A 14,664-nucleotide genomic window follows, 5' to 3' on the forward strand; every position below is an offset into this window, starting at 1 on the left:
TTTTCAACATTTTTATCATTCATCGCATACCTCACTTTCGTAGAATAGACAACTCAAGCTTGTTATAATAGAACAAGGACTTTAATAAGAAAGGATTCGTTGTGAGAATGAATGTACATCAAACAGCCCTTGTATTAGAAGGTGGAGGAATGAGAGCGGCATACTCTGCTGGTGTAATGGAGTTATTTTTAGATAAAGGTATTACTTTTCCATATGTAATTGGTGTTTCTGCAGGAGCCGCGAATGCTGCCTCATATTTATCGAAACAAAAGGGCCGTAACAAGAAGGTAAGTGTGGAGTATGTATCTGATCCTAGATACTTCTCCTTGCGAAATTATCGAAAATCTAAACAGTTATTTGGTATGGACTTTATTTTTGATGAAATTCCAAATAAGCTGGTTCCCTATGATTATGAAGCGTTCTCTCACGGGAAAAGTGAGTTTATTATTGGTACAACCGATTGTCTGAGTGGAGAAGCTGTTTATTATGGGAAGAAAGACTATGGGGAAAACTTGTTGCTTCTTTTAAAAGCGTCAAGTTCATTACCTTTTATTGCACCTGAAATTTCTTTTAATAATCGAATGTTACTTGATGGTGGTATTGCTGATTCCATACCAATAAGAAAAGCACAAGCAGATGGATATGATAAAGCTGTTGTTGTTTTAACACGACCCAAAGGTTACCGAAAAAAACCATCAAGAATGAGTTTTTTATTGCGAAGAAAATATCCACAATATCCAGGGCTTCAAAGAGCAATGATGAATCGTTACAAAATGTATAATGAAACCGTTGAATATTTAGAGGAGCAAGAAAAAAAAGGACAAGTGATGATTATTAGACCTGAGAAGGTAGATGTGGGAAGAATGGAAAGAGATTTAAAAAAATTATCTGCCTTTTATGAGCAAGGCTATAAAGATGCAGAAGATAGTTTAACAAGATTTATATTTTAATTGAAAGTTTGGTGAAAAAAGATCATTCTCTTCTCTCATAGAAGAGGAGAAATGTCTTTTTTCTTTTGGTTTTTAGCGGTAAAAATGAATATTACTCATGATTTCCATCGTTCTATAATAGATTGGTAGTAATACATTTATTGAGAGAATCGGGGTAGGAAGTTCATGAATATTCAGCAATATTATCAGCAATCAGCACAAGCCTCTCTTAATGGTAGTTTAGTTGCGTGTATACCACTATGGATATTAGTCATATATCATAGTTTCTTTCAGGAGATTAGCGGGCTTCTTTGGTGGTGTTTACCCTTTGTTTTATATAGTGGGATGTCTTATCAAAGCTATGTGTTAGCAAATAATCAAGCAAAGATAAGTTCATATGCATCAACAAATAGCAAGCAAAAAAACGTATTTTCACAAAGGGAATTTCTTATAGGTTTTTTACCAGCACCGAATTTAAGATTATTATTATTTAATAGAGATGGTAGAACGGCTGCTGAAATTCGTGATTTAGCTTTTCATAAGTGGCGCTGGTTTTTGCCTACATTTGTCGACCGCTGGATTTATAGAAATCGCTATGCTTTAGTTGTTGATCAAAGGGTGCTTGCAATAATTACAGTGCGGAAACACAATATCCAAATTGATTATAACAGTAATACGATTCTTCTCCACAATGACAATAATAAACGCTTTATTTGTCAAAAAGATAGCCGAGCTTATACGCTAAGGTATGAACGGACTTTTATGAATCTATTGGTTCAATCTGAGAATGGAAGGGAGCTTGGGAAATTACAAAAAGGATGGATTCCGAGAGAATGGATGGAATCGTTCAAGGTAAACAACACACCCTTTTTAATGATGAATCAACCTTTGCACGCTGATGAACAATTAATTTTTTATAGTTTATTAATCATGTATGTAAAAAACATTCAACATTGAAGTAAAAGATTCGCTAAAGCTGTCTCAACTATAGTATGATTAAGACAGTTTTGAAAAGTGTTCTAAGTTGAGGTGTTCTATGAGAAAGTTTTTAATCATTGCGGCTTCATTACTTATTATTTTATTAATCGTAGATCGGACCATTCTAAAGGACAAAGGTTTATTGTCACAAGTACAAATTGACCAATATGAGGAAATAGAAAACCCTGAAAATGTAGCTGTTGGCCTGGAAATTGGTCAGAAGGCACCTGAAATCCAGTTGGAAACACTGGATGGTGAGTCATTTCAACTAAGTGACTATGAAGGAAAGAAAATATTACTTAATTTTTGGGCAAGCTGGTGCGGACCTTGTGAAGAAGAAATGCCTTATATGGAAAAAGTTTATAAAGAATATAAAGATGACGGATTTGAAGTCATAGCTGTAAATATGACCAAAACGGAAAGAAACGAAACAAATGCCGCTGATTTCGTGAAAGCGAATGAACTCTCCTTCATCATACCAATGGACCCTGAAGGCGTTGTCTTAGATAACTATGAGGTGATTGCCTACCCAACTAGTTACTTCATTGATTCGGATGGGATTATTCGAAATAAAGTATTAGGTGCGCTAAATGAAGACTTCTTGGAAAAGGAAATTTTACGTTTACCATAGAGGATGTTTTCTAAAACGAATGTGTGGGTATAAATGTATAATAATATTAGATTAAGCAATAAGGATGTGGCAAATTGAGTACATCAACAATACTAAAATGGATAACAGGTGCATGTGAAGCATTTCTTGGCATTCCTTTTCTAGGAGGAATTTTTATCCTCGCAAATGGATGGGTGCCACTCATTGTTATGTTTTTCCTTCATGTAATCACACTTGTACTATCCGTAAGAGCTGGAGAAAACAAGTACGGTAGTATCACAGGTATCATTACTTCTATTATTGGTTGGATTCCGGTAGTCGGAATGATTATGCATATCATTACAGCGTTGTTATTATTTGTAGATGCTGGTCTTAGTTCAAAACAAAATAAAACAAAAGTATATTAAATGAAACGAGCCGATGAAATAAGTCACGGCTCGTTTTTAGATTAGGCTTTATTATATGGCAGTCCAACCGCCGTCAATCACTAACTCTGTACCTGTAACAAATCTTGCCTCATCTGATGCTAAGAAAAGGACACCGTAAGCAACATCTTCAGGGTTGCCGAAATAAGGCAACTGCGTATAAGTTTGATAGAACGGTAAGGCAGATTCCATTGAAGGAGCTGTCATTGGTGTCGAAATAATCCCAGGATGTACAGAATTGACTCGAATATTTTCTTTTCCATATTCTATTGCTGCAGATTTGGATAAGACTCGTAATGCCCCCTTAGCGGCTGTATATGGACTTGTTCCTGCCATGCCAACTATACCGCCGATGGAAGAAATATTGACAATGGAACCGCTGCCATTTTTCTTTAATTCGGGAATGACATATTTCATGCCGATCACACAACCATTTAAGTCGATATCTAAAATTTTATTCCATTCATCCATTGACATATCCTCTAGAGTTTTGGGAGAAGCGACACCAGCATTGTTAATCAGGATATCTAGTTTACCAAATTGTTCAATGGTTTCATTTATAACTGCTTGCCATTGCTCTTCAGACGTCACATTATGGGCAAGGGCAATCGCCTCACCACCTGCTTCTTTTATCTCTGCAACCACTTTATTTAAAGTTTCCATTTGTAAATCAGTCGCTACTACTTTAGCGCCTTCTTTCGCGAATAACTTTGCTTCTGCAGCACCCATCCCGTTAGCTGCTCCGGTAATAATGGCTACTTTTCCTTCTAACCTTTTCATGATATACCCCCATTTGGTAAAAACTTAGACAATATCGTACGATTTTTAATACAACTAGTTGCTTTATCAACAATCCGTTGATAATCTGATTATAACAACTGATGAAAAAATGAAGCAATGAACAAAAAAGTTGAGATCGTTGTATACTCAACAGTTCATACAAATTTGTTTAAAAATAAGAATAATTAATACAAGGAGCAGAAAAATGTCGAAAAAAGAAAAAGTCGATCCCCGTGTAGTAAGAACAAAGCGAATGTTAACTGACGCCCTTATTTCTTTAATAGAAGAACAAGGTTTTGAAAAAGTAACGGTGCAGGCAATTACAAAAAAAGCGATGCTGAACCGCGCTACTTTTTATCTCCATTTTACAGATAAATACGATTTGCTTGAGCAAAGTACAGATGACATGATTGATGAGTTAAAAGAAGCAATGAAGACTTCTTTTGTAGCAAGTAAAGGGACGTATGATACTGAATCACCAAATGAAAGCTTTATTCAATTATTTGCGCAAATTGGCACATATGATTACATTTATAGAGTGTTGCTGTCTGAAAGTACAATGCCTCATTTTCGTGATAAACTAACAGCTGTGTTGAGCGAATTTATTGCAGATGGCATGACCGTTATGCAACCAGATGATGACTTATTGACCATACCAAGAGAAATGGCCATACGCTTCTACGCTTCTGCGTTTTTAGGTGTGATTATATGGTGGTTGAAAAATGATTGTCCGTATACCGCTAAATATATGGCTGCGCAACTCATGAAAGTTACCATTCAAGGACCGTATAAACAAGTGGTGATAGAACAGAAATCCTCTCTATAAAAAGGAGGGATAAAATAAAGTTGACAAAATTTTAATAGATGGTAAACTAAATTTGTGTAAACGGTTACAGATGAGTGTGTAACGCGTTACATATCAAATAAAATAGTAATTAATAGATTTTGTTTTTTTTAGAAATATGTAACCCGTTACATACCTTTCCTAGTCATGAGAGAATAACGCTTCAGATAGTGAGTGTCTAATATGTAACGGGTTACATACTACCTTTTAATATAAGTTTAATAATAACAGTATTAACAAATGTAAGGTGATGATTCATATAGCCACAATTAAAGAAGTAGCAAAGTATGCAAATGTTTCTGTTGCGACTGTATCGAGAGTGATAAATAAAAAAGGATATGTCCAAAAGGAAACGCAAACAAAAGTGGAAGAAGCGATCAAAGCACTTAACTACCGACCTAATAATGTAGCGCGTAGCCTATTTAAAAAGCAGTCAAAAATGATTGGGTACATTGTCCCTGATATTACAAACCCATTCTTCCCACAACTTGTCCGCGCTGTGGAAGATGTGACAGTAGCACAAGGGTATACTACTTTTCTATGTAATAGTGATGACAATTTAGAAAAGGAACTGATGTATTTAAATAAAATGGCGGAAAACTATATTGATGGCGTAATCATTGTATCCAATCATATGAATGAAAGCCATCTCGCCAATTTACAGATCCCGGTAGTTGCACTTGACCGTGTGTTCCATGAAAGTATTCCCTCAGTGACGATAGATAATTATCAGGAAGCGAGAAGGGCAGTTATGCATTTAGTTGAAAATGGCTGCGAGAAAATCGCCCATATTAGTGGACCAGAAAACATTATCAATTCCCAACTGAGGAAAAAAGCTTACCAAGATGTCATGATGGCACTAGAAAGACCTGTGTATATAAGTGAAGGTCATTATCAAATGAAAACAGCCCAAGAAGCTACATTTCGTCTCCTGCACGAACAGAAGGACATTGATGCTATTTTCACTGGTAATGATGTGATGGCAGTTGGAGCCCTAAAGGCATGCACAAAGCTCGGGATTAATGTACCGAAAGAACTTCAAATCATTGGTTTTGATGGAATTGAGTGGACGGAAACTGTTTCACCAGAAATTACAACCATCGCTCAACCAATATATGAGATGGGGAAAAAAGCAGCAACCATGCTTTTGAACCGTATCAACGGAAAGGAAGAAGGTCAGGATCATATTGTATTCCCGACCGAACTAAAAATAAGAGAAACAACAACGCATTAAAACAGAAGAAGGAGAGTGATTAGATGATTACAGTAATCGGAAGCATCAATATGGATCTAGTCACGGTAACAAGTATAGACCCGTCAATGGGAGAAACCGTGATGGGAGAATCATTTTTTACTGTGCCAGGTGGTAAAGGAGCAAACCAAGCAGTGGCTGCAGCTAAGCTTGGAGCGAATGTGAAAATGATTGGTAAAGTCGGCGATGACCCTTTTGGTCAAGAGTATATGAATTATTTTAATGACATGCATATCAATACGGAAAGTATCCAAATAGAAAAATCTGTACGTACTGGAACAGCAAGCATAACAGTGTATAACCATGATAATAAAATTATTGTTGTACCTGGTGCCAATCATTTAATGACAAGTGACGTTATAGAAGCATATCGCGATGATATTTTAGCGAGTGAATGGGTGCTTCTGCAATTAGAAATTCCATTGTCTGCCGTAGAAAAAGTACTAGAGATTGCGGCAGAGGGCAATGTGGGTGTCATTTTAAATCCAGCTCCCTTCCATCATATTCCTTCTCATTGGTTTGAGTTAGTAACCTACCTCACACCGAATGAATATGAAGCGAAACAGTTATTCGAAGCATATGCAAATGATACTGAGGCAACGGAACTACTGAAAAAAAAGCTTGTCATTACAAAAGGAAATGAAGGCGCCGCTTTCTTTAAAAACGGGGAACTTATGACCATTCCTGCTATTAAGGTAAAGGCGGTTGATACGACTGGTGCAGGAGATACTTTTAATGGCGCTTTAGCGGTTGCCCTTGATGATGGCTTAACAATAGAACAGGCAATTACGTTCGCGATAAAGGCCGCAGGTTTATCTGTAACGAAAATGGGTGCACAAGTAGGGATGCCGACAAAAGCCGAAATTGAAAAAATGGAAGTGAATCATCATGAAGAAACAAGGAATGCTGAATAGTGATATAGCAAAAGTCATCAGTGATATGGGACATACAGATACAATTGTTATTGCTGATTGTGGACTACCTATCCCAGATGGTGTGAAAAAAATTGACCTAGCTCTAAAGCTAGGGACACCTTCCTTTTTAGACGTCTTAAATGAGCTTGAAAAAGAACTAATGATAGAGAGTGTCACATTAGCAACTGAAATTAAAACAGATAATGAACCGTTATTTTTAGCAATTAAAGACAAGTTCTCTGATTGTAGCTATGTCTCGCATGAAACATTTAAGAAAAAAACGGAAAAAGCAAAGGCGATTATACGAACTGGAGAAGCTTCCCCTTACGCTAACATCATTTTAACGTCAGGAGTGATATTTTAATGAAGCAATCATCAATAATAGAAATGAAGAATATTCATAAATCCTTCTATTCGGTGGAAGTACTCAAAGGCGTTGATTTTGACTTGAGAGCTGGCGAGATCCATGCGCTTATGGGTGAGAATGGGGCAGGGAAATCGACCTTAATTAAAATCCTTACAGGCATCCATGAAAGCAATCAAGGTGAGATTTATTATAAAGGGAATAAGGCCGTATTTTCTTCACCGAAAGATGCAGAAAAAAATGGCATTGCTGTCATTCATCAAGAGTTAAATATTATTCCTTATTTAACAGTGGCTGAAAATATGTTCTTAGGTAAAGAATTAAGTACTTTCGGTTTATTAAAGACGAGAGAGATGAATGTAAAAGCAGAAAAGCATTTAAAGCGCTTAGGCATTGAAATGGATGTAAAACAGCCTGCTGGAGAACTTTCCGTTGGACAACAACAAATGATTGAAATTGCAAGAGCAATCGCTGCCAATTCTGAAGTTCTTATCATGGATGAACCAACAGCCGCTTTAACAGATAGAGAGATTGATACATTATTTTCCGTTATTGATCAATTGCGAAAAGAGAATGTGGCAATCATTTATATATCTCATCGCATGGAAGAGATTTTTAAAATGTGTGACCGTATTACGGTTTTACGAGATGGTCAATCAATAGGAACGAAATATACCACAGACACCTCATTCGATGAAATCGTGAAAATGATGGTTGGTAGAGAAATTGGTGAGCGTTACCCGGCTCGGACGGCAACAATTGGTGATGTTTTTTTCAAAGTCGAGAACTTAAGTGTGAAAGATCATTTTTCTAATATTTCATTTGATGTTAGAAAAGGTGAGATACTTGGCGTCGCCGGTTTAATGGGAGCTGGAAGAACGGAGATCATGGAAGCGATTTTTGGGTCACGAAAGAAATCGTCTGGGAAAATATTTTTGAATGGTCAAGAACTACACATTCGTGCACCAAAACAAGCCATTGCTGCCGGTATCGGTTTCATTACAGAAGACCGTAAAGATGAAGGTCTTATACTTGGATTAAGTGTAAGGGAGAATTTAGCCGTTCCTAATTTAAAAGCGCTTTCGCAAAGTGCCATTATGTCTACTAAAAAGGAAAAAGCTTTCTCCAAAGAAATGATAGACAAGTTAAAAATTAAAACAGCTGGTCCAGAACAAGAAGTTAAGAATTTAAGTGGTGGGAACCAACAAAAAGTGGTCTTTGGAAAATGGCTCGGAATCGATCCAACACTGTTAATTTTGGACGAACCTACACGTGGTGTGGATGTAGGAGCAAAAAAAGAGATATATACGATCATGAATGAAGAAACAATGAAGGGCCATTCCATTATTATGGTCTCATCTGAGTTACCAGAGATACTAGGCATGTCTGATCGTATTATGGTGATTCATGAAGGGAAAGTAGCCGCCATTCTGGAAAAAACAGATGCGACTCAAGAAAAAATTATGGAAGCAGCAACAGGAGGGAACAAAGCATGAACAAAATTAGTAAAGGCATCGGCTCCATACAAAAGCTAGGACCGGTTTTAGGCTTACTGCTCATCATTATTATTTTATCGGTTATGAGTCCAAGCTTTACAACAGCTGACAATATACTGAACGTATTAAGACAAGTTTCAATCAATGCTTTAATTGCGTTTGGAATGACATTTGTTATCTTGACAGGGGGAATCGACTTATCTGTCGGTTCGATTTTAGCGTTATCTTCCGCACTTACTGCAGGTATGTTAGCTAGTGGTATGGATCCGGTAATTGCGGTTCTTCTCGGTTTATTAGCAGGTGCTTTAATGGGACTTGTCAACGGCGTAATTATTGCAAAAGGTAAAGTCGCTCCTTTTATTGCAACATTAGCGACAATGACAATTTTCAGAGGGTTGACACTTGTTTATACAGAAGGTCGACCAATAACTGGTCTATCTGATGCTTTTAGCTTTCAAATGATTGGTAAAGGTTATTTTCTCGGCGTACCATTTCCTGTTGTTACGATGCTGTTAGCTTATTTATTTTTATACTTCTTGCTAAAGAAAACAACTTTTGGTCGCGGTGTTTATGCGATTGGTGGGAATGAAGAAGCCGCTAAGCTCTCTGGTTTAAAAGTGGATCGCTTGAAAATGGGTGTTTATGCAATTTCAGGATTATTTGCTGCTGTTGCAGGAATTACGTTAACTTCTCGTCTTGACTCTGCACAGCCAACTGCTGGTACAAGCTACGAATTAGATGCCATTGCGGCAGTTGTACTTGGTGGGACAAGTCTTTCAGGCGGACGCGGATGGATCTTTGGTACATTAATTGGTGCTTTGATTATTGGTGTACTTAATAATGGTTTGAATTTATTAAATGTATCATCTTTCTACCAACAAGTGGTGAAGGGCGGCGTCATTCTATTAGCTGTACTAATTGATAGAAAGAAAGCTGCTTAACATATATGATTTGCAAACCTATGAAGGAGGAATACTCAAATGAAAAAAATATGGAAGCTTCTTACTTTGGTTTTAGTAGTCGCTTTATTAGGTGCATGTTCATTAAATAATGGGGCTGATGATAATGAAGCAACTGATAATGATGAAAAAGCATCAGGAGAAAAAACAATTGGTTTATCGATTTCTACATTAAATAATCCTTTCTTTGTTACATTACGTGATAGTGCAGAGGCGAAGGCAAAAGAGCTTGGTTATGCGATTAAAACAGTAGATGCACAAGACGACCCAGCAACACAAGTAAGTGATATTGAGGATTTAATTCAACAAGGTGTTGACTTATTAATTATTAATCCAGCTGATTCAGCAGCGGTTGCTTCTGCCATTACATCAGCTAATAATGCAGATATCCCGGTTATTACTGTTGATAGAAGTGCAGAAGGTGGCGAAGTTGTCGCTCACGTAGCTTCTGATAATGCAGAAGGCGGTAAAATGGCAGGAGAATTCATCATCGAAAAACTTGGTGATGAAGGAAAAGTGGTAGAACTTGAAGGAATCCCTGGTTCATCGGCAGCACGTGAAAGAGGTGCAGGTTTTAACGAAGCAATTGAAGCATCTGACAATGTGGAAGTAGCAACAAAACAATCTGCGAATTTTGATCGTGCAGAAGGCTTAACAGTAATGGAAAACATCATCCAAAGCAATAAAGATGTCCAAGCTGTATTTGCTCATAATGATGAAATGGCACTTGGTGCTTATCAAGCACTAACGGCTGCTGGTCTAAAAGATGTCATTGTTGTCGGGTTCGACGCAACAGATGATGCCATCGCTGCAGTTGAAGGTGGCGATATGGCAGCAACAGTCGCTCAAAAACCAGACAGAATGGGCGAGCAAGCTGTAGAAACAGCCAAAAAAGTACTCGATGGTGAAACGGTGGAAGAATTTATTCCTGTTGAGTTAGAGTTAATTAAATAAGGAAAATGATTGAATGAAGCACGTGTCGATTCTGCTTAAAGGTGGAATGAGCACGTGCTTTTTTATTTTCTAAGTGAACGCAGGTTATGGAAAGAAGTGTGAAAGAAATATATAAGCGGTTAGTAAGAAATGAGTGTATAATTATGGTAATCATTATATTTTGTGAAGAAGCGAGTGGTAGAATGATCCCTGCAAATACTTTCGGTGTTGATATGACGAACGCCGCAACGCCTTATTTTCAAGTAGTGAAAGACAATCGAATTCGGTTCGGTTTAGAGACATTCAGGCAACATCCAGGTTTAGCGAAAAGCTTATTTCATCATCTATTTCCTATAGAGGAAAAGTTAGATATGACGTTTATTTCTGGTTATCAAGATATTGATAGCACAAGGGTAAGGAGAGAAAAGTTAAACTTACGGCGGTTTTTTAAAATAAATAATTGGTCTAATGAAGTAGTTTGGCAAGAAGAAATGAGCAGTTATTTTGTCTTTTTAACAGTAAAGAACGTGAAATCATCTGCGTTTTTTCGCTATACCCTTAAAATGATTGATGGTCACACGTCACTCTATATTTGTTTTGTGCATCGCGATTGTTTATTTTATATTAGTTCTGATGTACTGGATATTGTTGCAAATGCGCATACGATAAGGAGATTAAAAGATCTATTCCCTGAAATGTATGATACTTTCTACGAAGATGAGTAATCTTCTGTAAGACGGATTAGCAAATAGTGTTACCGTCATTAAGAAATTACTGAAAAAACGGTTATATGTAATTCGATGTCCAACCATTAAAGGATAGGAGAAAAATGATGAATATAAACAGGAAAGATTTACTTAATGCTGCATGGATTATTGGAATTTGCTTTATACTGGGATCGTGTACTATTGCTGGTGCGATTGAGAGTCTACTAGATAATAGTTTAGTGAATGATGGTCATTATGAACAACAAAGATTCAATGACAATTTTGAAAGGTATATTGAAATACTCGAAAACAAAGGGGAATAAAAGATCAAAAAGAAGAAGTTTGACTGAAATACCGCCGGTAGATTGTGTGCTTTCCACAGGTAATAGAAAAAAGTAAAAGAGGTGATAAGATGTCTAGCGATCTAAATAGAATAAATACTTTGTTTGCCGAAAAAGCAGAATACTGGGATTTAGATGATTTACAGATTGATTATATAAATGAAACCATAACATTAAAATTACTTAGTTGTCATAAACAACAGATTAAGAGAACTTACATCTTCATAAAGGAAGTGATGTCGTTCTTTGTTTATCAAGAGGCTAATGTAGGAACAATACGCTTAAATGACCGTAATTTTACTGATGCGAATTTATTAACCGAAATTAGTTATCACAAGAATGGTTTTGGTCATATAAAAATTGAAAGCTTAGAATCAGATTTGAAAGAAATCGAGAAATTACATGCTAAAACTAATTTTTATTTTCAAGTAAATAATAAGGACTCTTTTTTTATTGAAGCCAATAGTGTGCAAATCAATGATGAACGGTTTGTAAACCTTCTTGCAGATAGTAGAACACTGAAATATTGTGAATGAAGCAAACTTTATGGAGTGTGATGAATTTACAATAGAAAGAATTGGAGCTATTTTCAGATAAAAATACTGTCAGCAATATTAATAGCGCTATTAGCTTTATGCGTAATGTTAATATTGTTAAAACGGTAAGATGAAAAAGCGTTTCTTTCGTTCTAGTTTTATTTCCTCATCAAATTCCTTATTTTCGTATGTCCATTTAATTTGTAAAGAGTAATTCGCATCCAACGGGGCGCCTTCGATACTGACAAATTCAATAACATCTCCCTGAGGAAAATCACTTAGCTTATCGAATAAAGTGACCGCTTCCTTTCAGGTTTAATCCCTCCTAACCAAATGGCCTCTCCTTTCCACATCCCTTTTAGGGTTAGGAAAATGATAAGGTCTATATTCCGCTATCTAAGTTCCATTCAAAGCTCTTTCCTTTTTTACAACTGGTTGCTTATAAGAATAAATCACCCAAGACACTAAGAATTAAAGGAAAGATGAAAATAATAATTAATTTTCTATTTAGATGGACCTCCTTTTATAGTTGGATTTTGTGATTGTTTGTTATCTGTATGTCTTGATGAATAGTTATTTACAAAAGGGTACCTTCTATTATGTGTAATTTAATGGAATAATGTATTTAACTGTATATTATATTAAGTATAGTTGAATAGACATCTATAAGGTGTAAAGAAAAAAATTAAGGTAGGGTTTTGAAATATAATATTAGATATTTAACTAATATCCTTTTTCTGGCTCGTATGTTAGGGAGATGGTTTATTTTAGTTTTCTTTATGTATAATCTCCTATTTAACATTCTTTCTATTGATTAATTACTTATTTACATTTATCCTATATTTAGATACTTTAATAAGAGCAGGAGAATCTTTATTTATTTAAAAGTAATAGATACTGTTTGTTCTTTATAGTATCAACAATTTAATAGAATATCCTTCGGGGCAGGGTGAAATTCCCAACCGGCGGTGATGAGGGTGACCTCTTAGTCCGTGACCCGGGCTCAGGAATGAGAACGGTGGATTTGGTGCAATTCCAAAGCCGACAGTATAGTCTGGATGGGAGAAGGATGCGTGTGTGTAAAAACGTTCAAAAACAGTTGATTTTGACGTTTATTTGGCCATGATTACTTTTCCCGTATACGTATTCGTATACGGGTTTATTTATTCATGAGTATTTTAAAAAGGGTGGTGATGATATGGGATAACGATAAGTGTGAGTCCAACTCTTTTTGTAATTTTCAACAAACTCTCCCGATACCGCGTATTTGCCCCGAGCGGAAAATTCCAACTTTTACTTAAACGAATAAATCTTATGCAGAGAGGTTGATCATTCTGTTTACAGGTATTATCGAAGAAATCGGTACTGTACAAAGAACGATTCATCGTGGATCTACTATCCAATTAGTGTTCAATGCTACAAAGATTATGGATGATATCCATATCGGTGATAGCATCGCTGTAAACGGTGTTTGTTTAACAGTGACCGAATTCCAACAAAGAAGTTTTACAGCAGATGTGATGCCAGAAACTTTTCATGCAACATCGCTTTCCTCTTTAAAAGTAGGAAGCAATGTGAATTTAGAAAGGGCGATGTTAGCAGGTGGAAGATTTGGCGGCCATTATGTAAGTGGTCATGTGGATGAAACGAGAAAAATTCTAAAAAAACAAAGACAAGAAAATGCGATTTATCTTTCAATTTCACTATCCGAGCAGTATCAGCATTTAATTCTACCTAAAGGATCTGTTGCTATTGATGGCACTTCATTAACAGTGATGGAGGTAGGGGATGGTTATTTTACGATTGCGTTAATTCCTCATACAGCTGAAGAAACGGTGATTAGTGAAAAAAAGCCAAATGATACTGTCAATATCGAATATGATTTATTTGCTAAATATGTATTTGCCTTTTCAGACACATCGAAACGTGAAAGAAATTTAGAACAGTTATTAGAAAATAATGGATTCTTAAGTTAGGAGGAAATATATGAGTCACTCAATTGAAGAAGCGATTGCTGACTTGAAAATGGGAAAAGTGATTATCGTTTGTGATGATGAGAATCGTGAGAATGAGGGCGATTTTATCGCTGTTGCCGAGTATGCTTCAGCTGAAACAATCAATTTTATGGCGACAGTGGGAAGAGGGCTTATTTGCGTGCCGATTGAGCAGTCAATCGCCAAAAAATTAGACTTGCATCCGATGGTAACTAATAATACAGACAGCCATCAAACTGCTTTTACAGTAAGTATTGATTATAAAGAGACAACGACTGGTATAAGCGCATTTGAACGGTTTTTAACCGTAGAAAAAATGTTAGACGACAAAACACAAGCATCAGATTTTAATCGTCCAGGTCATATTTTCCCCCTTATAGCGAAGGATGGTGGCGTCCTTGAGCGTTCAGGCCATACAGAAGCGGCGGTAGATTTAGCGAAATTGGCTGAGGCAAGTCCGGTCGGGATTATATGCGAGATTATGAAAGAAAATGGTGAAATGGCTAGAGTAGCAGAGTTAGAGAAAGTAGCAGAAAAATATGATTTGAAGATGATTACGATTGAACAATTAATATCTTATAAGCAATCACAATTATTATTAA

General features: G+C 36.3%; 16 protein-coding genes, 1 pseudogene and 1 riboswitch. Of the genes and pseudogenes, 16 read left to right on the forward strand and 1 reads right to left on the reverse strand.

The window, feature by feature from the left end; translation table 11 throughout:
• Positions 1-107: 107 nt before the first annotated feature.
• The 4 genes from MKX29_RS18825 (at position 108) to MKX29_RS18840 (ending at position 2,924) form a co-directional block, all read left to right on the forward strand.
• Entirely contained in the window at positions 108-950 is an 843-nt protein-coding gene (locus MKX29_RS18825; protein WP_224937588.1) for a patatin-like phospholipase family protein, read from the forward strand.
• Between the two features lie 165 nt (positions 951-1,115).
• Positions 1,116-1,886, forward strand: a complete 771-nt coding sequence (locus MKX29_RS18830) for a hypothetical protein (RefSeq protein WP_341107053.1) — start codon at positions 1,116-1,118, stop codon at positions 1,884-1,886.
• Positions 1,887-1,965: 79 nt separating this feature from the next.
• Positions 1,966-2,538 carry a TlpA disulfide reductase family protein gene (locus tag MKX29_RS18835; protein WP_224937590.1) on the forward strand — a complete coding sequence of 191 codons (573 nt, stop codon included), beginning with the start codon at positions 1,966-1,968 and terminating at the stop codon, positions 2,536-2,538.
• A gap of 74 nt (positions 2,539-2,612) precedes the next feature.
• Positions 2,613-2,924 carry a hypothetical protein gene (locus tag MKX29_RS18840; RefSeq protein ID WP_095372929.1) on the forward strand — a complete coding sequence of 104 codons (312 nt, stop codon included), beginning with the start codon at positions 2,613-2,615 and terminating at the stop codon, positions 2,922-2,924.
• A gap of 51 nt (positions 2,925-2,975) precedes the next feature.
• Here the strand turns inward: MKX29_RS18840 and MKX29_RS18845 are convergent, their stop codons facing one another.
• Complete coding sequence (locus MKX29_RS18845; protein WP_251161822.1) at positions 2,976-3,722, reverse strand: SDR family NAD(P)-dependent oxidoreductase; 747 nt, start codon at positions 3,720-3,722, stop codon at positions 2,976-2,978.
• 205 nt (positions 3,723-3,927) lie between these two features.
• On the opposite strand from MKX29_RS18845, the gene MKX29_RS18850 reads away from it, so the two are divergent.
• The 12 genes and pseudogenes from MKX29_RS18850 to ribB form a co-directional block, all read left to right on the forward strand.
• Positions 3,928-4,548, forward strand: coding sequence for a TetR/AcrR family transcriptional regulator (locus tag MKX29_RS18850; RefSeq protein WP_095372931.1), 621 nt, complete (start codon positions 3,928-3,930; stop codon positions 4,546-4,548).
• Positions 4,549-4,816: 268 nt separating this feature from the next.
• Positions 4,817-5,800 carry a LacI family DNA-binding transcriptional regulator gene (locus tag MKX29_RS18855; protein ID WP_263624248.1) on the forward strand — a complete coding sequence of 328 codons (984 nt, stop codon included), beginning with the start codon at positions 4,817-4,819 and terminating at the stop codon, positions 5,798-5,800.
• A gap of 23 nt (positions 5,801-5,823) precedes the next feature.
• Positions 5,824-6,732, forward strand: coding sequence for a ribokinase (gene rbsK / locus MKX29_RS18860; RefSeq protein WP_341107056.1), 909 nt, complete (start codon positions 5,824-5,826; stop codon positions 6,730-6,732).
• Positions 6,707-7,096, forward strand: a complete 390-nt coding sequence (gene rbsD / locus MKX29_RS18865; RefSeq protein WP_224937594.1) for a D-ribose pyranase — start codon at positions 6,707-6,709, stop codon at positions 7,094-7,096. The genes rbsK and rbsD overlap by 26 nt, the downstream gene beginning before the upstream one ends.
• Entirely contained in the window at positions 7,096-8,592 is a 1,497-nt protein-coding gene (locus tag MKX29_RS18870) for a sugar ABC transporter ATP-binding protein (protein WP_341107058.1), read from the forward strand. The genes rbsD and MKX29_RS18870 overlap by 1 nt, the downstream gene beginning before the upstream one ends.
• On the forward strand, positions 8,589-9,533 hold the full coding sequence (locus MKX29_RS18875; protein WP_095372933.1) for an ABC transporter permease subunit: 945 nt from the start codon (positions 8,589-8,591) through the stop codon (positions 9,531-9,533). The genes MKX29_RS18870 and MKX29_RS18875 overlap by 4 nt, the downstream gene beginning before the upstream one ends.
• A gap of 39 nt (positions 9,534-9,572) precedes the next feature.
• Positions 9,573-10,505, forward strand: coding sequence for a ribose ABC transporter substrate-binding protein RbsB (gene rbsB, locus MKX29_RS18880; protein ID WP_224937596.1), 933 nt, complete (start codon positions 9,573-9,575; stop codon positions 10,503-10,505).
• 143 nt (positions 10,506-10,648) lie between these two features.
• Positions 10,649-11,209 carry a hypothetical protein gene (locus tag MKX29_RS18885; RefSeq protein WP_341107061.1) on the forward strand — a complete coding sequence of 187 codons (561 nt, stop codon included), beginning with the start codon at positions 10,649-10,651 and terminating at the stop codon, positions 11,207-11,209.
• 107 nt (positions 11,210-11,316) lie between these two features.
• Entirely contained in the window at positions 11,317-11,514 is a 198-nt protein-coding gene (locus tag MKX29_RS18890; protein ID WP_341107063.1) for a hypothetical protein, read from the forward strand.
• Between the two features lie 89 nt (positions 11,515-11,603).
• Entirely contained in the window at positions 11,604-12,068 is a 465-nt protein-coding gene (locus tag MKX29_RS18895; protein WP_224937598.1) for a YxiG family protein, read from the forward strand.
• A gap of 931 nt (positions 12,069-12,999) precedes the next feature.
• Positions 13,000-13,142: riboswitch (FMN riboswitch) on the forward strand.
• Positions 13,143-13,402: 260 nt separating this feature from the next.
• A complete protein-coding gene (gene ribE, locus MKX29_RS18900; protein ID WP_445662710.1) occupies positions 13,403-14,044 on the forward strand; it encodes a riboflavin synthase in 642 nt (213 codons plus the stop codon).
• 10 nt (positions 14,045-14,054) lie between these two features.
• Positions 14,055-14,645, forward strand: a pseudogene (ribB, locus tag MKX29_RS18905) (3,4-dihydroxy-2-butanone-4-phosphate synthase); the annotation flags it as partial.
• Positions 14,646-14,664 lie beyond the last annotated feature (19 nt).

It is taken from the genome of Cytobacillus sp. FSL R7-0696 (genome assembly GCF_038006865.1).
In the GTDB taxonomy this organism is placed as follows: Bacteria; Bacillota; Bacilli; order Bacillales; family Cytobacillaceae; genus Cytobacillus; species Cytobacillus kochii.

Excerpts from the sequence above, each read along its gene's own strand:
- MKX29_RS18825 (WP_224937588.1), top strand. The coding sequence starts at position 108 with ATGAATGTACATCAAACAGCCCTTGTATTAGAAGGTGGAGGAATGAGA.
- MKX29_RS18830 (WP_341107053.1), top strand. The coding sequence starts at position 1,116 with ATGAATATTCAGCAATATTATCAGCAATCAGCACAAGCCTCTCTTAAT.
- MKX29_RS18835 (WP_224937590.1), top strand. The coding sequence starts at position 1,966 with ATGAGAAAGTTTTTAATCATTGCGGCTTCATTACTTATTATTTTATTA.
- MKX29_RS18845 (WP_251161822.1), bottom strand. The coding sequence starts at position 3,722 with ATGAAAAGGTTAGAAGGAAAAGTAGCCATTATTACCGGAGCAGCTAAC.
- MKX29_RS18850 (WP_095372931.1), top strand. The coding sequence starts at position 3,928 with ATGTCGAAAAAAGAAAAAGTCGATCCCCGTGTAGTAAGAACAAAGCGA.
- MKX29_RS18855 (WP_263624248.1), top strand. The coding sequence starts at position 4,817 with ATGATTCATATAGCCACAATTAAAGAAGTAGCAAAGTATGCAAATGTT.
- rbsK (WP_341107056.1), top strand. The coding sequence starts at position 5,824 with ATGATTACAGTAATCGGAAGCATCAATATGGATCTAGTCACGGTAACA.
- rbsD (WP_224937594.1), top strand. The coding sequence starts at position 6,707 with ATGAAGAAACAAGGAATGCTGAATAGTGATATAGCAAAAGTCATCAGT.
- MKX29_RS18870 (WP_341107058.1), top strand. The coding sequence starts at position 7,096 with ATGAAGCAATCATCAATAATAGAAATGAAGAATATTCATAAATCCTTC.
- MKX29_RS18875 (WP_095372933.1), top strand. The coding sequence starts at position 8,589 with ATGAACAAAATTAGTAAAGGCATCGGCTCCATACAAAAGCTAGGACCG.
- rbsB (WP_224937596.1), top strand. The coding sequence starts at position 9,573 with ATGAAAAAAATATGGAAGCTTCTTACTTTGGTTTTAGTAGTCGCTTTA.
- MKX29_RS18885 (WP_341107061.1), top strand. The coding sequence starts at position 10,649 with ATGGTAATCATTATATTTTGTGAAGAAGCGAGTGGTAGAATGATCCCT.
- MKX29_RS18890 (WP_341107063.1), top strand. The coding sequence starts at position 11,317 with ATGAATATAAACAGGAAAGATTTACTTAATGCTGCATGGATTATTGGA.
- MKX29_RS18895 (WP_224937598.1), top strand. The coding sequence starts at position 11,604 with ATGTCTAGCGATCTAAATAGAATAAATACTTTGTTTGCCGAAAAAGCA.